19 protein-coding genes and 1 pseudogene are annotated in these 20,652 nt (G+C 62.3%); 7 read left to right on the top strand and 13 right to left on the bottom strand.

Features of this window, described 5'->3' with window-relative positions; genetic code table 11:
• Positions 1–89: 89 nt before the first annotated feature.
• The 5 genes from ACPWR9_RS01945 to ACPWR9_RS01925 form a co-directional block, all read right to left on the bottom strand.
• A complete protein-coding gene (locus ACPWR9_RS01945; RefSeq protein ID WP_426312659.1) occupies positions 90–434 on the bottom strand; it encodes an FmdB family zinc ribbon protein in 345 nt (114 codons plus the stop codon).
• A gap of 25 nt (positions 435–459) precedes the next feature.
• Entirely contained in the window at positions 460–1,698 is a 1,239-nt protein-coding gene (gene fmdA, locus ACPWR9_RS01940) for a formamidase (RefSeq protein ID WP_426312657.1), read from the bottom strand.
• Positions 1,699–1,831: 133 nt separating this feature from the next.
• Positions 1,832–2,620: a hypothetical protein gene (locus tag ACPWR9_RS01935; RefSeq protein WP_426312655.1), complete on the bottom strand. Its 789-nt coding sequence runs from the start codon at positions 2,618–2,620 to the stop codon at positions 1,832–1,834.
• Between the two features lie 66 nt (positions 2,621–2,686).
• Entirely contained in the window at positions 2,687–3,319 is a 633-nt protein-coding gene (locus ACPWR9_RS01930; protein WP_426312654.1) for a class I SAM-dependent methyltransferase, read from the bottom strand.
• Between the two features lie 80 nt (positions 3,320–3,399).
• Positions 3,400–3,906 (bottom strand): MarR family winged helix-turn-helix transcriptional regulator, encoded by a 507-nt coding sequence (locus tag ACPWR9_RS01925; RefSeq protein WP_426312653.1) that lies wholly within the window; start codon positions 3,904–3,906, stop codon positions 3,400–3,402.
• A 77-nt stretch (positions 3,907–3,983) separates the two neighbouring features.
• On the opposite strand from ACPWR9_RS01925, the gene ACPWR9_RS01920 reads away from it, so the two are divergent.
• Positions 3,984–4,778: an SDR family NAD(P)-dependent oxidoreductase gene (locus tag ACPWR9_RS01920; RefSeq protein ID WP_426312652.1), complete on the top strand. Its 795-nt coding sequence runs from the start codon at positions 3,984–3,986 to the stop codon at positions 4,776–4,778.
• A 27-nt stretch (positions 4,779–4,805) separates the two neighbouring features.
• Here ACPWR9_RS01920 and ACPWR9_RS01915 read toward each other — a convergent pair whose 3' ends face one another.
• The gene (locus ACPWR9_RS01915; RefSeq protein ID WP_426312650.1) at positions 4,806–5,921 is read right to left on the bottom strand and encodes an ATP-binding protein; all 1,116 of its coding nucleotides are present in this window, start codon (positions 5,919–5,921) and stop codon (positions 4,806–4,808) included.
• 14 nt (positions 5,922–5,935) lie between these two features.
• Positions 5,936–6,640 (bottom strand): response regulator, encoded by a 705-nt coding sequence (locus ACPWR9_RS01910; protein WP_426312649.1) that lies wholly within the window; start codon positions 6,638–6,640, stop codon positions 5,936–5,938.
• A 219-nt stretch (positions 6,641–6,859) separates the two neighbouring features.
• On the opposite strand from ACPWR9_RS01910, the pseudogene ACPWR9_RS01905 reads away from it, so the two are divergent.
• Positions 6,860–7,363, top strand: a pseudogene (locus ACPWR9_RS01905) (GNAT family N-acetyltransferase); the annotation flags it as partial.
• 18 nt (positions 7,364–7,381) lie between these two features.
• Here the strand turns inward: ACPWR9_RS01905 and ACPWR9_RS01900 are convergent.
• Positions 7,382–8,323, bottom strand: a complete 942-nt coding sequence (locus ACPWR9_RS01900) for a PLP-dependent cysteine synthase family protein (protein WP_426312647.1) — start codon at positions 8,321–8,323, stop codon at positions 7,382–7,384.
• Positions 8,324–8,461: 138 nt separating this feature from the next.
• On the opposite strand from ACPWR9_RS01900, the gene ACPWR9_RS01895 reads away from it, so the two are divergent.
• On the top strand, positions 8,462–9,427 hold the full coding sequence (locus tag ACPWR9_RS01895; RefSeq protein WP_426312646.1) for a GlxA family transcriptional regulator: 966 nt from the start codon (positions 8,462–8,464) through the stop codon (positions 9,425–9,427).
• A gap of 37 nt (positions 9,428–9,464) precedes the next feature.
• Here the strand turns inward: ACPWR9_RS01895 and ACPWR9_RS01890 are convergent, their stop codons facing one another.
• Positions 9,465–9,938 carry an Lrp/AsnC family transcriptional regulator gene (locus ACPWR9_RS01890; protein ID WP_426312645.1) on the bottom strand — a complete coding sequence of 158 codons (474 nt, stop codon included), beginning with the start codon at positions 9,936–9,938 and terminating at the stop codon, positions 9,465–9,467.
• Between the two features lie 172 nt (positions 9,939–10,110).
• Between ACPWR9_RS01890 and ACPWR9_RS01885 the strand changes: the two genes are divergently transcribed.
• The 3 genes from ACPWR9_RS01885 (at position 10,111) to ACPWR9_RS01875 (ending at position 13,943) form a co-directional block, all read left to right on the top strand.
• Complete coding sequence (locus ACPWR9_RS01885; protein ID WP_426312644.1) at positions 10,111–11,412, top strand: Zn-dependent hydrolase; 1,302 nt, start codon at positions 10,111–10,113, stop codon at positions 11,410–11,412.
• 52 nt (positions 11,413–11,464) lie between these two features.
• Entirely contained in the window at positions 11,465–12,712 is a 1,248-nt protein-coding gene (locus ACPWR9_RS01880) for a diaminopropionate ammonia-lyase (protein WP_426312643.1), read from the top strand.
• A gap of 64 nt (positions 12,713–12,776) precedes the next feature.
• Entirely contained in the window at positions 12,777–13,943 is a 1,167-nt protein-coding gene (locus tag ACPWR9_RS01875; RefSeq protein WP_426312642.1) for a M20 aminoacylase family protein, read from the top strand.
• Between the two features lie 21 nt (positions 13,944–13,964).
• On the opposite strand, the gene ACPWR9_RS01870 is transcribed toward ACPWR9_RS01875, so the two are convergent.
• A complete protein-coding gene (locus ACPWR9_RS01870) occupies positions 13,965–14,693 on the bottom strand; it encodes a GntR family transcriptional regulator (protein WP_426312641.1) in 729 nt (242 codons plus the stop codon).
• 226 nt (positions 14,694–14,919) lie between these two features.
• On the opposite strand from ACPWR9_RS01870, the gene ACPWR9_RS01865 reads away from it, so the two are divergent.
• The gene (locus ACPWR9_RS01865) at positions 14,920–16,374 is read left to right on the top strand and encodes a 2-hydroxymuconic semialdehyde dehydrogenase (protein WP_426312640.1); all 1,455 of its coding nucleotides are present in this window, start codon (positions 14,920–14,922) and stop codon (positions 16,372–16,374) included.
• Positions 16,375–16,565: 191 nt separating this feature from the next.
• On the opposite strand, the gene ACPWR9_RS01860 is transcribed toward ACPWR9_RS01865, so the two are convergent.
• The 3 genes from ACPWR9_RS01860 to ACPWR9_RS01850 all read right to left on the bottom strand — a co-directional run bounded on the left by ACPWR9_RS01860 (position 16,566) and on the right by ACPWR9_RS01850 (position 20,577).
• Positions 16,566–17,771 carry a PLP-dependent aminotransferase family protein gene (locus ACPWR9_RS01860; protein ID WP_426312638.1) on the bottom strand — a complete coding sequence of 402 codons (1,206 nt, stop codon included), beginning with the start codon at positions 17,769–17,771 and terminating at the stop codon, positions 16,566–16,568.
• 165 nt (positions 17,772–17,936) lie between these two features.
• Positions 17,937–19,436: an aldehyde dehydrogenase family protein gene (locus tag ACPWR9_RS01855; RefSeq protein WP_426312636.1), complete on the bottom strand. Its 1,500-nt coding sequence runs from the start codon at positions 19,434–19,436 to the stop codon at positions 17,937–17,939.
• Between the two features lie 115 nt (positions 19,437–19,551).
• Positions 19,552–20,577 (bottom strand): DUF1338 domain-containing protein, encoded by a 1,026-nt coding sequence (locus ACPWR9_RS01850; protein ID WP_426312635.1) that lies wholly within the window; start codon positions 20,575–20,577, stop codon positions 19,552–19,554.
• Positions 20,578–20,652: the final 75 nt, after the last annotated feature.

Raw genomic sequence — 20,652 nt, 5'->3', positions numbered from 1 at the left:
CTTGCTGAGACGCTTATCCAGAAAAAAGCCCCACAGGCCGTCACGGCCCATGGGGTTCTTGCATGACAAACAACGTGATTTCGGTCTCGCTAATGACTGATCATCCAAGGCCGTCCGCCAGGCTGTTTGAGACCGCCTGACGCACCTTGGCTAGCGCCCGCCAACGTCACCTTGCCGCCCGTACAGCATTGGCATCCGGCCCGATGCGTGCGCGCCGATCCATCGCCGGACTGACGTGGTGCGTTAGCCGCGCGCTCATTGGTGGCATGCGCCGTACGGCTGGCACCGCCCATCAATGCCAGCGATGGCGCCGTAATGATTCGCGAGCCTTCGCTTCCGCAGTCCGGACAATGACACGGCGCATCGCGATCTGCGATCCGCCTCATCACCGTGAACGGTCCGCAGTCCCCGCATTCGAAGTCGTATATCGGCATGTCGTTCTCCGTTCGATGCGACGTGTCAGGACTTCACAAGATCGGGCGAACACGGCATATCGACACTGCCCTTCACGTGCTTCACCGGGCCGTCCGCGTTCGGACGAATATCGAAGTCGAAGATTTGCGTCGGCAGCCAGAGCGTTGCACAGGCATTCGGAATATCCACCACGCCGCTGATATGCCCCTGTACCGGGGCGCAGCCGAGGATCGAATACGCCTGCGACCCCGAATACCCGAACTTCTTCAGATACTCGATCGCGTTAAGGCACGCCTGACGATAGGCTACCGTTACGTCGAGATAGTGCTGGCCGCCGTGCTCGTCGACCGAGATGCCTTCGAAAATCAGATAGTCGTTGTATGCGGGCGTGATCGGGCTGGGCTGGAACACCGGGTTGCGAATGCCGTACTTCGCCATGCCGCCCTTGATGATGTTCACGCGCATGTGCACCCAACCGGCCATTTCAATCGCGCCGCAGAACGTGATTTCCCCGTCGCCCTGACTGAAATGGAGGTCGCCTACCGAGAGGCCAGCGCCATCGACATACACGGGGAAGAATACTTTCGAGCCGCGCGACAAATCCTTGATGTCGCAATTACCGCCATGTTCGCGCGGTGGCACGGTCCGTGCGCCCATCGCTGCCGCTTTCTCGCGAGCCGCTCCCGACAATTTCCCCATATGCGCCGTCGCAGCAAATGGCGGATTGGCCAACGGTGGCACGCGCTCGGGCGCCGTTGCGATCAGCCCGGTCTCACGCGCGTTCCATGTTTCAAGCAGTTTCGGATCCGGCAGACAACCGATCAGGCCCGGGTGAATCAGCCCCGCAAAATTGACACCCGGAATATGACGAGAACTCGTGTACAGCCCGTGGAAATCCCAGATCGATTTTTGTGCGTGCGGAAAGTGATCGGTCAGAAAGCCGCCACCATTCGTTTTCGAGAAGAAGCCATTGAAGCCCCACTGACTGTCGGCCTTCGCGCCGATGTCCAACAGGTCGACGACGAGCAAATCGCCGGGCTCTGCGCCGCGCACGCCCACCGGGCCCGACAGAAAGTGCACGATCGACAGATCGATATCGCGCACGTCGTCTGCACTGTCATCGTTTTTGATGAAGCCGCCGGTCCAGTCGTACGTCTCCAAAATGAAATCGTCGCCGGGCTTCACCCAACACGCCATCGGAATGTCGGGGTGCCATCGGTTATGCACCTGCTCGTTCTCAAACGCGGACTGCTTCAGGTCGACCTTGATGAGAGTTTCTGCCATTGCGCTCGCTCCTGTTGTCAAATGCCGGTGCGCAAGCACCAGCGTTCTAACGGGCGCCGTGCGGCGCCAAATCTACACAGAGAGGTGTTCGATGACGTACTGAAACATTCAAAGCTACCAAGCCGCGCGTCGCTCAGGACTTCGCGCCTTCGGCCTTCGCAAAACGGCTTTGCACGGCGACCAGTGGGTCGTCGGTGGTGGCCACGAGCCACAGGTGTGCTTGCTCGACGATATGACGGTTGTGATCCTTCAACGGCCCCATGGCGGCAGCCGCTTTCCAGACGACCGGCGCTGTCTTGCTCTTTCTGCCCGATGCCGCGCCGACGAGCAGGCAGTGTGGCCCCAACGGCAGCGAAACGAACGGCAGCCCGGGGCTCGTGCACACGCGCCAGTCGATGAAGGGGGCATCGCCGATGAGCAATGGCGAGGGCAGACCGTAAAGCACACTAAAGTCGTACAGCGCCAACTGTTCGCTCATGCCTGAATAAAGGCGGCGGATGTCGGCGACGACGGCGGCGCGAATTTCATCGTCGAACATCGCCTCTTCGGAATAGCGCGCGACGGCCTCGCGGGCGGGCTTTTGATAGGCGCTGAACAACCCGAGGGCGAGGCAATCCGCGACAGCGCGCTGCACTTCCGCTGCGGAGCCTGCTTCTTCAGGCTTACCCAACTGGGCGGCTTTCAGAAAGCGGGCAAGTCCGGCCTCTTGAATGGCTGGCCCTTGCACCGATGCATCATCGACGGCGTTCTTGTCGAGCGGCACGTAAAGATAATCTTCCGCGGCAAAGTGCGACTTCTTACCTTCGTCGAACTTCACCTCGCCGTCGGCGCAGTCCAAATAGCGAGTGCCGATTCGACCATGCTCCCAAACCCAATTCTTCAGAAACGGACGTAGCGGATGCAGCTTGTCGTGATCAGCCATTGAATTCTCCAAGTGCCCCAGTATAGGGGCAACAGGGCGTGGGTTCGGGAAGAGGGAGTCCGTGCTTCAGGCGACCGGCTTTCGCCACACGCTCGCGAGCCATGGCTGCTGCTCGCGCGGCAATCCGGTAGGGCGGTAGTAGTGTTCAAGTTCGACGAAACCGGCATCGACCACGTAGCTGCGCCACGTTTCGAAGTCATGAAACGCACCATAGCGGCCGTGATGCCAGCCTTCCTGATTCGTGCCGCGTGGGTTGGAGCTGAACAGCACGCCGCCGGGTTTGAGCGTCGCATGGAGTTGGCGCAGCACGCGCGGCAACGCCTGACTCGGGACGTGGAACAGTACGGCGTTGGCGAAAATGCCGTCGAAATGCGCGGCGGGCAAATCGAGGTGAAGAAAATCTTGATGCCACACTTCGCAGCCACTGTCTTCGCGTGCCATGGCAACGAAGCGCTCGGCGCCGTCGAGGCCGATCGCGCGATGGCCCATCGCGGTGAATGCCTTGAGATCGCGCCCCGGACCGCAACCGAAATCGAGAATCGTCAACGGCGGCGTGGCAGTGATGTGACGCAACAGCGCCGACATGTTTTGCGTCACGTCGTGATCGCGCGTGCCTTCGCGGAAGTCTTCCGCGTTTGTGTTGTAGTGCAGCAGGGTACCGGCACTAGTATCGTCGGGTTCGGGAGGCGTGTGGGTCATCGGGGAGCGGGAAGCGGATGCCAAAGGTGACCACCAGTATGCCACCGAAGCCTCCCAAACCTCCTAAGACGCCACGAAGCTCATGGGGCCTTAGGCATGTCCACCCGGTGATCTTCCAGCGCCTGCGCATACGCGGTCAAACCCGCCACTACGGCCTGCTGTTGTTCGAGTGATAACTTCGCCAGCGCATTCGTGACTTGTTGTCTGCCAAAGGCATGAATGGCCGCGACCGTGCGTTTGCCGCGCGGTGTCAGCGACAGCAATTTGGCGCGCGCGTCGCCACGGCTCACGGTCTCTTTCAATTCCCCGGCTTCGATCAGTTTGCGAACCATCCGGCTGATGGTGGATTTTTCCAGATTCAAGAACTCGGCGAGCTCAGCCGCCGTCAGCGACTGACGCGTACCAATTTCCATCATCGCGTGAACGGCCGAGGGCGAATACTCCGTACCCGCCAACGTCGTGCGCATGAAGCCCAGTTCGCGAACCATTTTGCGCGACGCCGCGCGGATGGCATCGATCAATGCCGTGTCGAGATCCGACATTTTTGATTTCCGGTGGATGTTTGAAAATAATGTTGTACGATACAACTAATGCGTGTCTATGGCTATCGATTTCCGCCGCGGACACCGGGGCGTATGTGCGTTGCAACGTTCAGGGGAAAGACATGGAAACGTCGATAGAGCCGACGCGTGCCGTTTCAGGGCGAAACCGCATGGCCGGGCGCGTGGCGCTAGTCACCGGCGGCGGCAGCGGCATTGGCCGGGCCACCGCCCTGCTAATGGCCAGTGAAGGTGCCGCAGCGGTGGTCATCGCGGGCCGCCGTGAACAGGAGGGCGAGGCCGTTGCCGAACAATGTCGCGCTGCGGGTGCACAGGCGTTGTACGTGAAGACCGATGTGACGCGCGAAGCCGACGTGGCGCATCTCGTCGGCACGACCCTCGCGCAGTTCGGACGCCTCGATGTCGCGTTCAACAATGCCGGGTATCAGGAGCGGCGGGCACCCCTTGAAGCACAGGACGCCGCCGTCTACGACACCGTTTTCGACGCCAACGTTCGCTCGGTTTTCCTTTGTCTGAAGCATCAAGTCCCCGCCATGGAGGCTCAAGGTGGCGGGCGCATCGTCATCAACGCGTCGGTGAGCGGGCAGCGCAATCCGAATCCGGGGCTGGCGCTCTATTCGGCGTCCAAGGCGGCGGTCATCTCTTTGATGCGCTCCGCAGCAATGGAATGCGCGCCACGCGGCATTCGCATCAATGCAGTTGCACCGGGGCGCGTGGTGACGGACATGATGCTGGCGTCCGGCATTGCGGACATGTCGGCCGTTGCCGCCGGGCTGCCGCTGCGACGGATGGGGCAGCCCGATGAAGTCGCCGAAGCTGTTGTGTGGCTCGCGTCGGACGAGGCGTCGTTTATCGTCGGCCACGTGCTGGCGGCGGACGGCGGGTTTATGGCGTCGTGAGCGTTCTGCGAGTCGAGTGCGCCGGGGCTATCGCGTCACGGCGGGCCAGCTCATCTCGAAGCGTGCGCCGCCTAATGTCACCGGGTCGGTCGCCATTACTCGGCCGTTGTGCGCACGCAAGACCTGCTCGGTGATGGCGAGGCCCAACCCATAGCCGCCCGTTCTTCGGTCCAGACGTACGAACGCGTCGAAGATCCGCTTGCGTTCGCTCTCAGGAATACCGGGGCCATCGTCTTCCACATAAATCTCCACGTTGCCGTGGCGCAGCAGCAGCCCCACGACAATGCGCGACGTGGCGTAGCGGCTGGCGTTGCGTAGCAAATTGCGCATCGCGTAGGACATCAGTCGCTTGTCCATCACGACCTGCAACGAGGTGTCTAACTCGGTTTCCAGCGTGATTTCTCGGTCGGCGTACAGCAGCGTGGCGTCCTGCACCTGTGCTGCGAACCAGTTCGCCACCGAGGTGGCTTCGACGTGCGACTGTAGCGAGCTGTATTCCAGACGTGCGAACGTGAGGCTCATGTCGATCAACTCGTCGAGTTCTGTCACGTCCTGATCGATACTCTCGAGCGCTTGCTGACAGGCATCCGCAGGGGAGGACGGATCGCGCAGAATTTCGAGCGCAAAGCGCAGTCGTGCCAGCGGCGTGCGCAGCTCATGCGAAATGCCGTTAGTCAGGTCGCGCTGCGTGGCAATCAACTTCTCCATGCGCTCGGCCAGCGCGTTTAGCGTTCTGGCGAGTGGCCCGATGATCACGCTATAGGATTCGCGCGCCCGCGTGTGAAACCGTCCGCCGCTAAAGTCGATGGCCCGCTCTCGCACCATCACCAGATCGACCCAGACCGGACGCATCCACCGATAGGCGACGAATGCGGGTAACGCCAGTGTGGAGAGAATGCAGGGCACGAGAAACCGTGCCGTAAGCAGATGTTCGTGAAGCCACTCGCGGGGCTGGCTGATCAACAGAAGCGCTGCCGGTACCGCAAGCACCAGTAGGCACAGCGACAACATGCGCGTGTAGGTGCGCACGTAGAGACGCGACCAACTGGGGCGCCGGTCGGCGCGGGTGTCGGTCCACGAGCGGCGAAAGCGTTGCCACCGGAGTCGGCAGTAGCGGTAAGGCTGGAAAGGTCGGCCGCGCATGGTGAGTCCCGGTGTCAATCCCAGTCCGACTTGTTGAGCTGATAGCCCTTGCCCCGCACGGTCAGAATGCGCTGCGGCGGTGTGGTGTCGTCGCCCAGTTTGCGGCGCAACTTGTAAATGCCGCCATCGACCGATCGGTCGACTCCATCGAATTCCACGCCGCGCAGTTGTCGCACCAGATCGTCGCGTGTGACGACCTGTCCGGCGGAGCGCGCCAGTGCCCACAGCAAATCGAACTCCGCCGACGTGAGGTCGGGTGTCGTGCCGTTGGGCAGCGTCACGGTGCGGTTGCCACGGTCGATCTTGAATTTGCCGAAGGTGATCGATTCCGGCTGCGCTGCCGAGGATGGCCGCTGCACGTTACGGCGCAGTTGCGCCTTGATGCGCGCGAGCAATACGCGCGGTTGCACGGGCTTATGCACGTAATCGTCCGCACCCAGTTCGAGCCCCAGCACTTCGTCGAACTCCTCATCGCGCGCGGTCACCATGATGACGATGCCGTCATAGTGCTCGCGAGCCTCGCGGCACACCTGAAAACCGTCCTTGCCGGGCAGGTTCACATCGAGAATAACCAGGTCGGGGCGGCGTTTGACGATGGCCTGCACCGCCCGTGCGCCATCGAGCACGGTATCGACTTGATAGCCGTGCTTTTGCATGTAGCCGGCGACCAGCGCCGAGAGGCGAGCGTCGTCTTCGACGAGAAGAATCCGGGTGGGCATGTTCGAGATAGGGGCAGGCGCAGGACGAGGGGGCAGCTTCGGCCAGCAGTGTAGTGGGTTCTCGCGCGTTGTGACGGCCTGTCGACAAAACGCGACAATTCTCCATCAAACGCGACCCATCACTTCGCACGTTCAGATGAATTTCAGGCTTGATGAAGTTGTAATGTGCAACTATATTGTTGCGAAACGCAACTAAACCGAAGATGAACCATGGAAATCAGCGCTAAGCACGCCGACGCGCCTGCCGTGCAGCAGGGGTACGTTCCCGGCTGTGTCGGCGATATTGCAAGCCTGCACGCACGGTTCTATGCAGAACACTGGGGCTTTGGCGCGTACTTCGAGAAGCGGGTGGCCACCGAACTGGCCGCGTTTGCCGGGGACTTGCCCGCCGATGGCAAGGCCATCTGGCTTTGCGTCGAGCATGGCCGAACGCTGGCGTCGCTGGCCATCGATGGCGACCTCGCCACCGGCGTGGCGCACTTGCGATGGTTTATCGTCGACGACGCGCTGCGCGGCACCGGCATTGGGCGCCAACTGATGTCGCAAGCGATGCAGTTCGTCGATGCCCACTACCGTGAAACCTATCTGTGGACGTTCAAAGGGCTGGACGCCGCACGTCATCTCTACGAGTCGTTCGGCTTCCAGCTCACGTCCGAGTCTTCCGGGGCGCAGTGGGGAACCGAGGTCACCGAACAGCGCTTCACTCGCACACGCCCGTCATGACCGAGACGGGCACCGGCTTCACGGCGTCAGGTGCTCGGCAAATGTCTTCAGGTACTTCATGCCGGTATCGCACATAACGGTGACGACGGTAGCGTCTGGTCCGAGTTGCTCGGCAAGTCGCAAGGCCGCCGTCACGTTCGCACCGGTGGACGTGCCGCAGAACAACCCTTCCTCCGCCGCCAGTCGAAATGCCATGGCCTTGGCCTCGTCGGTCGACACGCGCTCGATGTGATTGGCGATACCGTCGCGCCAGAGCGGTACGACGTATCCAGCGCCGATGCCGTCGATCTTATGCGCACCCGAGGGGCCACCCGACAGCACCGCCGACTCTGCGGGTTCCACGGCAACGACACGAATGTTGGCGTCGCGCTGACGCAGCGACTCGGCGATACCGCGCAATGACGCCGCCGTACCGACGCTTTGCACGAAGCCGTCGATGCGTCCGCCAGTCTGTGTCCAGATTTCATCGGCCATCAGCGTGTAGGCATGCAGTTGGTCGGTGTTCTCCATTTGTGCCGTGAGATACGCGCCGGTCTGCTCGGCAATTCGATGGGCTTCACGAATCATGTCCTTCGTCAGCCGTTCGGTCTGCTTGCCGTTGTCGCTGGGAATCAGCGTGAGCCGGGCGCCGAGCAGGCGCATGTGATCGAGCTTTTCCTTCGAGAACGCGTCCGACGTCACGATATGCAGCGGATGCTTCTTGACCGCGCAAATGAGGGCCAACGACACGCCGGTGCTACCGCCCGTGTACTCGACGACGGCACCGCCCGGCGGCAACCGTCCATCCGACTCGGGGGCTTCGATCATGGCAAGCGCCATGCGGTCTTTCATGCTGCCGGTGGGGTTCTGCGTTTCGAGCTTCACGAAGGTGCGCGCGCTGTTGGCGGGCACGACATGCCGAAGCGGCAACAGCGGGGTGTTGCCGATGGTGTCGAGAATGGAGGTCGGGGAGGCGGTCATCAGGGGCGCTCGCTAGTGGCTTGTCACGATGTTGGGGGAGCGGCCGATCTTGCGTGATGGCCGCAGCACGACAAAGTCTAGACCCGGAGATCGCTACAAACTATAGTCGGGAATGACATTATTCGAGTCATTTACGACATGAAACTTGCCATCCTCGCACTCGACGGCGTATTCGACACGGGCCTCACCGTGCTGATGGATACGTTCTCGACCGCCAACGAACTGGCCGCCATGCAGGGGTTTCCGGTGCCGCCGTTCGACGTTCACGTCGTGGGCGTGCGCAAACGCATCAGCACTGCGCTGGGGTTCTCACTGCCAGTGGAACCCGCGAGTGCCCTGCGTCAGGCCGACTGGGTGGTAGTGCCCGCGCTCAACGCCAAGCAACCCGAGGCGCTGACCGTCGCGCTGGCGAGGCCCGACGTCCGAGACGCGATCGCGCACATCCGACGTTGGCACGATGCCTCTGCCACCGGCGTGGCCGCTGCGTGTATCGGGACTTTCCTGCTTGCTGAAACCGGTCTGCTCGATGACCACACCGCGACGACGACATGGTCGCTCGCGCCGTTCTTCCGGCAGCGCTATCCGAGCGTCGATCTCGATCATTCGAAGATGCTGGTGGCCTCCGCGCGCATCGTCACCGCTGGCGCCATGATGGGGCACCTCGATTTGGCGCTCTGGCTGGTGCGCCAGGCAAGCCCTGAATTGGCGGCCTTGGTGGCGAGGCTCATGCTCGTCGATACGCGTTCGTCGCAAGCGCGATACGTCATTCCCGATTTTCTGGCCAATGCCGATCCGCTGATCGCCAAATTCGAGCGCTGGGCGCGTGAGCGTTTGTCGTTGGGTTTCTCGCTTCAGGATGCGGCCAACGCGCTGGCCATTGGGCCGCGCACATTACAACGCCGTACCGAGGCAGTGCTCGGCAAGTCGCCGCTGGCCTTCTTTCAGGATTTACGAATCGAACGGGCGCAGCATCTTGTCTCGCTTGGCCGCGATCTCGAATCGATTGCGACCGAAGTGGGCTACGCCGATGCCGCCACCTTGCGCACGCTGCTGCGTCGCAAGCTGGGGCGGGGTGTGCGCGAGCTTCGGGCCGAAATGCGTTGAATGGGTTGCCGCCAGGCGCTCACCAGGCTTACCCGCCTCACCCTGGAACGCCGTCCATCGGCACTTCCAGACCGACTTTCACGTTGCTCATCGAGACGAGCGTCTTGAAGCGCTTCACGTTGTTGCTCTCGAAGAACAGCGCACGCGTGAGCTCGGTGTACTGCGCCATGTTCTGCACGACCATGATCACCACGAAGTCGCATTCGCCCGCGACGTAGTAGCACTGCTGCACCTGCGCACACGCGAGGAAGCTGCGCCGCATGGCATCGAGCAGATCGAGGCGCTCATTCTCGACTTCGACTTCGGTGATGATAGTGAGCGGATAGCCGACCTGTGCCGCATCGATGAGCGACACCGTTTTTCGCGTCACGCCTTCGTCGCTGAGTTTCTTCAGGCGCCGGTTGACGGCGGCTGACGAGAGATTCACCTGCGCACCGAGGGCATGCTGCGGTGTCGTGGCGTCCTTCTGAATCGCGGCGAGCAGGGCGATGTCGTAACTGTCGAGCGTCATGGCGCGCAATAAAAATTCGATTTGATGGCCGAAAACGCGCAATTGATACGCGTTGTCCGGAATATTATTCAGGTCATCCGATGATACTCCGCCAGCGGTAACGCGCCACTCGCCCGAGTGGCGGGTCTCCCGGGCGTCCAAGTCACACGCAGGTCCAAGACAGCACCGTCTCATGTCGCACAACGAACACACTTCCTCCACGGCTTCCTCGACGTCATCGCTTCGCTTGAATGGCCCCTTGCTGCTGCAACAACTGCGCGAGTTGGGTGAAATTGGTGCCGATCCCGTCAACGGTGGCCGTACCCGCGTCGCACTGACCGACGCCGAGAAAGCAGGCCGCGATCAGGTTGTCGCATGGATGCGCGAGCTGGATCTCGACGTGCGCGTCGACCGCATCGGCAACATCTTTGGCACGCTGCCGTCAGGCACGACGGATGCCGACGGCAACCCACTGCGCCCGCTCATGATGGGTTCGCATATCGATACCGTCGTGGGCGCCGGAGCGCTCGACGGTTGCTACGGCGTGCTGGGCGGACTGGCCGTCGCGCGCGCGTTCCGCGAGGCGGGTATCGTGCCGTCGCGTCCGATCACGGTGGTGGCATTCACTAACGAGGAAGGGGCACGCTTTCATCCGGACATGATGGGGTCGCTCGTGCACGCGGGCGGGTTCTCGCTAGACGAGGCGCTGGATGCCATCGGTACCGATGGTGCGCGACTGGGCGACGAACTGGTTCGCATCGGCTACGCAGGGGACATGACGCCGGGCACGCTCGTGCCGCATGAGTATCTCGAACTCCACATCGAGCAGGGGCCGATTCTGGAAGCCGAGGGTCTGGAAATCGGGGTGGTGGAAAACCTGCAAGGCATTTCGTGGCAGCAGATCACGATCGACGGCAACGCGAATCATGCGGGCACGACGCCCACGCATTTGCGCCATGACGCGGGTTATGCCGCCGCTGCCGTGGTCACCGAGTTGCGCCGCATCGCGCGCGAGTCGGGCACCACGCTCGCGACCGTCGGCACGATGCAACTGTCGCCGAGTGTGATCAACGTGATTGCACGCCGCGCGGTGTTCACTGTGGATATGCGAGACCCGGACGAGCAGCGTCTGGCCGCAGGTGAGGCACGTCTGACCGAATTTTTGATGCAGATTGCCGGGGAGGAAGGTGTGCGCGTCACGACGGAACGCTTCGCACGCTTCTCGCCGGTGGTGTTCGACGCGGCGTTGGCGAATGTGATCGCCGAGTGCACGGAGAAGCGCGGTCTGTCCTACAAGCGGATGACCTCTGGCGCGGGCCACGACGCGCAAATGATCGCGCGCATCGCACCCGCTGCCATGATCTTCGTGCCGAGTCGCGGCGGTATCAGCCACAACCCGCGTGAGCACACCGACGACGATCAACTGGTGAACGGCGCGCAGGTATTGCTCGACGTCGTTGCGCAACGGCTTGGCGTCTCGTCGCTCGACCGATAGCCGACACGCTCGGCATCGTTGCCCCCCAATCTCGAATTACCGGAGTCCCCCCATGCTGTACCTCAATCCTCGCGCGTCGCGTGTGCCGTATCCGGCGGAGCTTCAAAAGATCATGAGCATGGCTCGTGCCAGCGAGAGCCGCGAATGGCTGATGCAATGGGACGGGTTGCGCGCAGGCAGCACGCCGCTGCGTGACTTGCCGGATTTGGCTGCGTCGCTGGGCGTGAAAACTGTGTTGATGAAGGATGAAGCGCTGCGCTCGTCGCTGGGCAGCTTCAAGGCATTGGGTGCGCCTATCGCACTCGTGCGTCAGATTCTGCGCACATTCGAGGGCAACGGGTTCACGGCCAAGACGTTGTTTGCCGGTGCGCATCGCGACGCGCTTGCTGGCTTCACGGCGATCAGCGCGACGGATGGTAATCACGGCCGTGCATTAGCGGCTGCGGCGCAACGCATCGGTTGCCCTTGCGTGATCGTGCTGCACGCCCATGTGAGCGAGGAGCGCGAGCAGGCGATTGCCGCCTACGGTGCGACGATTGTGCGTATCGCAGGTAATTACGACGCCTCGGTGACGGAAGCGGCGGCGCTCGCCGAGCGTCACGGCTGGCATGTGATTTCGGATACGTCTTATGACGGCTACGAAGCGATCCCACGCGATGTGATGCAGGGCTATGGCACCATCGCTGCTGAGGTAGTTGAGGCGTTGGCGGCACCGAGTGAAGACGTCGCGCATGTGGCAAGCACGAGCGCTGCACCGGTGACACATGTCTTTCTGCAAGGCGGCGTGGGCGGGTTGGCCGCTGGCGTTGTGAGCTACTTGTGGGAATGTTGGGGCGCGCAGCGTCCGACGTTCGTCGTGGTCGAGCCGGTGCAAGCCGATTGTCTTTTCCAAAGCGCGATGGCGGGCAAGCCTTCGCAAGCGACTGGCACCGTGGATTCGGTCATGGCGGGGTTGGCGTGCGGCGAGACGTCGCCGTTGGCGTGGCGGTTCTTGCAGCCGTCGGTTGACGGCTTCATGACGGTGACCGACGCGCAAGCGGTGGACGCGATGCGGCGCCTTGCGCAAGGCAGTGAGAACGATGTGCCGTTCGTTGCAGGGGAATCAGGCGTGGCGGGGCTTGCTGGATTGATGGCGGCGACCGCATCGCCGCAGATGACCTCGGCGCTTGGCCTTAATGCCGATGCTCGGGTGTTGCTGATCAACACCGAAGGGGCGACGGCACCGTCCGTCTATGCGGACCTTGTTGGGGAAACGGCTGAGGCGGTGGCCGAACGTCAACGTGCGTGGTTGTCGCGCTGAGTATTGCTGCGTATTGCTGAGGCACGGTGACGGCATCGGCACATCAAGATTCGAGGAACTGACCATGACGCAAGACACCTATTTCGCGAAGGCACTGACCGATTGGCGGCACGCGTTCCATCGTCTGCCGGAGACGGGCTTCGAAGAGGTCAGAACGTCGCAGACAGTGGCAACCATCCTCGAGAGCTTCGGACTGGATGTGCATCGCGGCGTTGGCGGCACCGGCGTCGTCGCGAGTTTGACTGTCGGCGACGGCCCGGGGGCGATCGGCATTCGTGCAGATATGGATGCCTTGCAGATCAACGAGCAGGCACCGGGGCGCGACCACGCTTCGCAAGTGGCCGGCAAGATGCACGCGTGTGGTCACGACGGGCATATGTCGATGGTGCTGGGCGCGGCCAAGTTGTTGTGCGAATCGCGCGACTTCAACGGCACGGTACGCTTCATTTTCCAGCCCGCCGAGGAGCATGGCCGGGGCGCAAAGGCGATGATTGCCGACGGGCTGCTGACACGCTTTCCCATCGATGCGATTTACGGCATCCACAACATGCCGGGCATTCCGGCTGGGCAGATCGCGACGCGCGCGGGCGGCATCATGGCGAGCGAAGACAACTTCGTGATCCGGATTCGCGGCAAGGGCACGCACGCTGCGCGTCCCCATATGGGGATTGATCCTCTGGTGATCGGCGCGGAGATTGTGGTGGCGCTGCAAACGGTGGTGTCGCGTAGCGTCGACCCGGGCGAGTCGGCGGTGGTGTCTTGCACGGAATTCATCACCGACGGTATTCGCAATGCGATTCCCACGAACGTCGTCATCAAGGGCGATACGCGCAGTTACACGCCCGACGTACAGCGCTTGCTCGAAATTCGCATGCGCGACATCTGCATGGGCATCTGCGCGATGCACGGCGCCCATTGCGAATTCGAGTACACGCACGAGTTCGCGCCGACGATGAACTGGGAAGCGAACACCGAGGTCGCGGTACGTGCGGCGAAGGCCGTGGCAGGTGACGCGATGGTCGAGGCGAACATTGCGCCGGTGATGGCGTCGGAAGACTTCGGCGTGTTTCTGCAACATCTGCCGGGCAACTTCGCGTTCATCGGCAACGGCACGCAGGATGAGCCCGGCGCGATTCCGCTGCACAACGCGTGCTACGACTTCAACGACGCGATTCTGCCGTTGGGGGCGAAGTATTTTGCGCAGATTGTGCGCGAGAGTTTGCCGCGTTGAGTTTGTCGCGAATCCAGAAGATCACCGCACCGGCGTCAACGCGGCTGTGCCCGCGTTGATGACTGCATCGGGCAGTTCGCGCACCGCTTCGAGGGTCTTGCGGATGTGGGCGGCGAGATACTCGGCCGCTTTGCGCGCATCGCGCGCGAGGCACGCGTCGAAGATCGCCTGATGCTCCTCGTGCACGTCGCGCGGCACCGGTTGGTGCGTGATCGACAAGCGGCGATAGCGCTCCGACTGCCGGTAGAGAATCGCGAGAAAGTGATGCAACCAGCGTGACGGACACGCCGCAATCAACACTTCATGAAACGCGCGGTTGCGGGCTTCCCATTGCGCGAAAGCTTCTGCTCCGCCGCTAGCCAACCGTTCTTCCGCAAGCGAGAGCAGGTGGAATGCGCTCGTCAGGTTGGCCTCCCACGTATCGTCGCCCAGCGTGATGGACTGACGCAGCGCTTCTGTCTCCAATTGCACCCGCGTCTCGGTGATGTCGATGAAATCGGCCAGCGAGATCGGCGTCACTCGAAACCCCCGGTGCCCGTGTTGCACCACAAGCGCGTCGGCGACCAGTAATGCCAGTGCTTCGCGCAACGTTCCCGCCCCCACGTCGTACCGATCCTTCAGATGTTCGACCCTTAGCTTCTCGCCCGGCGTCAGCACGCCCTCGACGATGTCGCTGCGCAGGCGCAGGTAGGCGCTTTGGGCGAGGGTGGCGTCGGGAGCCTGAGTGGGCGAGGCAGCGTTGCTGAGCATGGGTCTTCGATGTCTTGGGGCTTCCCTGCGCGTTCGATGTGCCTGGGAATGAGTCTCGCGATTATAAGCAGCTTGGTTGGGATTGTCGCCAAAGATGATAAAAATCGAGATAAATAAAAATTCTCGAGAAAATATTGACGAGGGTCCGGGAGCGGATTTATCGTGTGGTCATGTCGCCGGGTGGGAGCCCGGGCGTGGTCATTCCCCGATAAATCGAGAGCGAGACATGAAAGACTTTCAGAACTTCATCAACGGCGAGTGGGTGTCGAGTGCCCGCACGTTCGAGAACCGCAACCCGGTGGACAACCGCCTGATCGGCCTTGTCCATGAAGCTGGCCGCACGGAAGTGGACGCCGCCGTGCGTGCCGCCCGCGCCGCGCTGCAAGGCCCATGGGGAAAGATGACGGTGGCGCAGCGCGTCGAGTTGCTGCACGCGGTGGCAGATGGGATCAATCGCCGGTTCGACGATTTTCTGGCGGCGGAGATTGCGGATACCGGCAAGCCGCATTCGCTAGCGAGCCATCTGGACATTCCGCGCGGCGCGGCGAACTTCAAGGTGTTCGCGGACATGATTAAGAACGTGCCGACGGAGTCGTTCGCGATGGTGGCGCCGGACGGCGGCAACGCGCTGAACTACGGCGTGCGCACGCCGCGCGGGGTGATCGCGGTGGTTTGTCCGTGGAATTTGCCGCTGTTGCTGATGACGTGGAAGGTTGGCCCGGCACTGGCCTTCGGTAATACGGTGGTGGTGAAGCCGTCGGAGGAAACGCCCGCGACAGCGACGCTGCTAGGCGAAGTGATGAATGAAGTTGGCGTGCCAGCCGGTGTGTACAACGTGGTGCACGGCTTCGGTCCGGAGTCAGCAGGGGCGTTTTTGACGGAGCACCCGGGGGTGAATGGGATCACGTTCACGGGCGAGACGCGTACGGGTGAGGCGATCATGAAGGCCGCGGCGAATGGCGTGCGTCCGGTGTCGTTTGAACTCGGTGGGAAGAATCCGGGGATCGTGTTTGCCGACGCCGACTTCGATAAGGCGGTCGCCGGTATCACTCGCTCCAGCTTCGATAACAGCGGTCAGGTGTGTCTGGGAACGGAGCGCGTCTATGTGCAGCGACCGATTTTCGACCGCTTCGTGGCGGCGCTCAAGGAGCGTGCGGAATCGCTGAAGCTGGGCGATCCGTACGCGCAGGGCACGAATTTCGGGCCACTGGTCTCGCAGGTGCATCGCGAGAAAGTGCTGTCGTACTACGCGAAAGCTCGCGAAGAAGGCGCGACGGTAGTGACGGGCGGCGGTGTGCCCGATATGCCCGCCTCGATGAAGGACGGTGCATGGGTTCAGCCGACGATCTGGACCGGCTTGCCCGAAACCGCTTCGGTGATTCGCGAAGAAATCTTCGGACCCTGCTGCCATATCGCACCGTTCGATACGGAAGAAGAAGTTGTCGCGCTAGCGAACGCAACGCCCTATGGCCTCGCCGCAACCGTCTGGACCTCCGACGTCAGCCGCGCACACCGCATGGGCGCCGCCCTCGAAGTCGGCGTCTGCTGGATCAACGCCTGGTTCCTGCGCGATCTGCGCACCGCCTTCGGTGGCGCAAAACAATCCGGCATCGGACGCGAAGGCGGGGTTCACTCGCTTGAGTTCTATACCGAGCTTCGGAATGTCTGCCTGAAGCTTTAATTCGCAGGCATCGGTGAAAGGTTCATACCGCGTCGGTATCCTCGCCGCGGTACCCACTTCATCCTCCCGTGGTCGGCCGCCGGCACGCTACCCGTTTTCGTCGCTCCACGAAATTCGCTTTGGAAAACGGGCAGCGCACCGCCGACTCGTCTCCACGCCCACTGTTCGTTGCAACCGGCGGTGCACTTGCCTTATTCCTGCTTTTTCCGCACCGCCTGCATCGCACGCTGCAATCGCTTTACGCCTTCCTCGATAGCATCGACACCCGGTGCAGCGAATGACAATCGCAATGACGCTGCATCCGCATCCGCCGCATAGAACGCCGTTCCCGGGACGAATAACACCTTCTGTTCGATCGCGTGCGGCAACAACTCGCTCGTGCGCACCGCCGCCAATCGCGCCCACACAAACATCCCACCCTCCGGAGCATGGAACTGGATCTCGTTACCCAAGAATGCGCCCAGCGATTCGCACATTATGTCGCACTTGCGCTTGTACGCTGCCTTGATGCTCGGCAAATGCCGATCCAACGCACCCGCCGCCAAATACTCCGCCGCCACCGCCTGCGTCCACGGCACACTGCACAAATCCACCGTCTGCTTCGCTACGACGCAACGCCGTGCAATCTCTGGCGGTGCAATGGTCCAACCTACCCGCAACCCCGGGGCTACGATTTTCGACAAGCTCGAAAAATGCACGACCCACGCCCGCGAACCCGGCACCTCATCCGCTAATTCCAACAACGTCGGTAATGCCTCGCCCGCAAACCGCAAGTCGCCATACGGATCGTCCTCGATCACGACGAACCGATACTCGGCCGCTAACTTCAACAACGCCACACGCCGCTCGCGCGACATCGTCGCACCCGTCGGGTTGGCAAACGTCGGCACGGTGTACAACAACTTCGGCACCGCAATCTTTCCCTCGCGCAGCAATGCCGCGAGATGGTCGACGTCCAAGCCATTCGCGTCGACAGGCACTGTCACGATCTGCGCCTGCGCTAGTCTCAACGCCTGCAACGTCGCCGGATATGCAGGCTGCTCCGTCACGACCACGTCGCCCGGGGCGACCATGACGCGCAACAACAAGTCGAGCCCCTGCTGCGAACCGGTGGTTACCAACAACTCTTCGCTCGCGCACTTCGCGCCACGCGTCGCCATCAACGCAATGATCTGCGCCTTGAGTTCCGCAAGCCCATCGGTCGGGCCGTATTGCAAGCATCGCGTCGGCTGCGAGAAAGCGCGAGCCTGCGCCGCGGCCAACCCGTCGACGTCGAATAGGTCGCTGGCTGGGTATCCTCCGGCGAACGAAATCATGCCCGGCTCGGACAAGTACTTGAATAACTCGCGAATCGGCGAGCCCGCCGGATTGGCAAACACTGAAGTGAAGGCGTACATGTAGGCCTCGCTATCGAAAGCGTGGAGCGTGTGACGTGAAATGGAAATTCAGGAGGTGGCGAGCTCCGCCCGCTGGATTTAGCGGGCAGGTGCTCGCGAGATTCGCTGCGCACCCGGCGTATGGCCCGTGGGAGTCCATGGCGCCGGGCACGCGTTAGCGCGATATCACTCGATGGAGAAGTCGATGCCTTGCGCGAGCGGCAGGGCGGAAGAGTAGTTGACGGTGTTGGTGGCACGACGCATGTAACCCTTCCATGCATCGGAGCCCGACTCGCGCCCGCCACCCGTCTCTTTCTCACCACCGAACGCGCCACCAATCTCCGCACCGCTCGGACCGATGTTGACGTTGGCAATGCCGCAATCGCTACCGGCCGACGACGTGAAGCGCTCAGCCTCGCGCAAGTCGGTCGTGAACACGCACGACGACAAACCATGCGACGACGCATTGTTGCCATCGATAGCTTCGTTGAAATCGCTGTACTTGAGCACGTACAGAATCGGCGCGAAAGTCTCGGTCAACACGACTTCGGTCTGCTTGGGCATCTCGACGATGGCCGGCTTCACGTAGAAACCGCTCTCGGCACCCGCGACAGCATGACGCTCGCCGCCCGTCACCTTGCCACCCTGCGCACGTGCGCTCTCGAGCGCTGCCTGCATACGCTTGAACGAACCCTCGTCGATCAGCGGGCCCATCAGCGTGCCACGCTCCAACGGGTTGCCAATCGACACCTTGCCGTACAGGGTCTTCAGGCGATCGACAGTCTTGTCGTACACGCTCTCGTGCACGAACAGTCGGCGCAGCGTGGTGCAACGCTGACCCGCCGTACCCACGGCAGAGAACACGATGCCGCGCAACGCCAGTTCCATGTCTGCACTGCCGGTCACGATGCCAGCGTTGTTGCCGCCCAACTCCAGAATCGAACGGCCGAAACGACGCGCCACTTCGACACCGACCTTACGGCCCATCTCGGTGCTGCCCGTCGCACTCACAATGGCGGAACGCGGATCGGCAACCAATGCCTCGCCCACGTCACGGCCACCAATGACGAGTGCCGTCAGGCCCTCCGGCGCATCGCCGAATTCGGCAATGACTTCTTCCATCAGCTTGTTGACGGCCAGTGCGGTCAACGGGGTCTTCTCCGACGGCTTCCACACGACGGCATTGCCGCACACGAGCGCAAGCGCCGCATTCCACGACCACACAGCAACAGGGAAATTGAACGCAGAAATCACGGTGCACACACCCAGCGGATGCCACGTTTCTGCCATGCGGTGGCCCGGACGCTCCGAAGCAATGGTCAGGCCGTACAACTGACGCGACAGACCAACGGCGAAGTCGCAGATGTCGATCATTTCCTGCACTTCCCCCAGACCCTCTTGCAGGATCTTGCCCGCTTCGAGCGTCACGAGCGCGCCCAGCGCCTGCTTGCGCTCGCGCAACTTTTCGCCGAGCAGACGAACCAGCTCGCCGCGACGCGGGGCCGGTACGTTGCGCCATGCGGTGAAGGCGGTCTGCGCACGGGCGAGCGCAGCTTGCGCATCGGCCACGCTGGCGCTGGCGACGCGGCCAATCAGCGCGCCGTCGATCGGCGAATGCACGGCGATGTCGCCGGTCTCGGCCAGTTTGGCAATACCCAGTTCGTTGAGGATGGAGGTGGCGTTCACGTTGAAATCCCTAAGTAGTTCGGTGGTAGCAGCCGTTGGTAGCAGGCAATGGACGCAGCCAGCGTCGCGTGGGCCTATTGTGCGCCCGTCACAACGCGCATGCCGCGCCCCACGGTCATTTGGCGTTAGCGGTCATCTTGAAGATGCCCTGCGCATTTCCCGCGTCGAAACGCAGGTCGATCTTCCAGCAATGCTTGGCGTTGTCGTATTCACGACGACGCGTGATGAATTCGTAAAAGGACCCCGGCACGTCGCGCGTGACGATCTCGCCATTGGCCGCACGGAACTCACGGCGCACAACATCCGCGCGGTACGCCGTCTGGAACACCCGGCCCGAACGCGAACGCTCGACTTCCGGCTTCATCGGGCGGCCCTTGGCCTTCTCGGCGTCGGACAGCGCAAAGACGTCCTCGACACGATCGGTTGCATGATTGAACGCATTGCCCTCGGTCGCGATCCACGCCATCTCGGCCGATTCGGCGAGCAAGGCGTCGTAGTCGGCTTCGCTGGGCACATCATGCTGACGCGCGAACGCCCCCACGATGACGGGCAGCAGTGCCTGAGCAGTCTCCAGCGGCAGCGTACCGTCGCGCTCCAGTTCCCACAGTTGGCCGACAGCCGCTGGCGTGAGCGGGTCTTTGGACGTGCCCACGACGTTGGACACCGCCTGTTGGAACGCTTCGGAGAATCGCTCGGGGTGCAGTTCGCTCACGAAGAATTGCGAAATCTCTTCCGGAGCATCTTCGTGCGCGTAGGCGCGGCCGGTCATGCCCAAGCGGTCAAGCGGATAGCGGCCGTTCGGACGGAAGCCGAGCGGACGCAGAATGCGCGTGAACGCCGCTTCTCCCGGCGGCAACGCGCCATTGTTGGCCCAGCGCACGGTGCGCAACGCGCCATGGTCGAAATACACGCTGCCACCGCTGGCAATGGTTTCCTCGGTGTAGTTGCGGCCGTTGGCCGAGCGCGCCAGCAACCCCTCGAACAACGCCATGTTCATGGCCTGCGCCAACTCGGCGCGGGTCACCTGACCCGGTTCGAACACCGCCAGTATCGACGGCGAATTGAGCGTGGCGAAAAGCGCGTCGGTACGCGCCTCCCCCAGCAGGGAAACCAGCAAGGACTGCACATTGGCATTGCGCATCGGAATGTCTCGCAGGAATGGGCGCCGTCGCGCTTCTCGTATCGCGCAGCACCACAGGGTGTCAGGGCAGGCGCG

The sequence above is a fragment of the Pandoraea pneumonica genome (assembly GCF_049918595.1).
Taxonomy (GTDB): domain Bacteria; phylum Pseudomonadota; class Gammaproteobacteria; order Burkholderiales; family Burkholderiaceae; genus Pandoraea; species Pandoraea pneumonica_A.
Note: the sequence above shows the minus strand (reverse complement) of the source record. Positions and strands in the feature narration are given on the sequence as shown.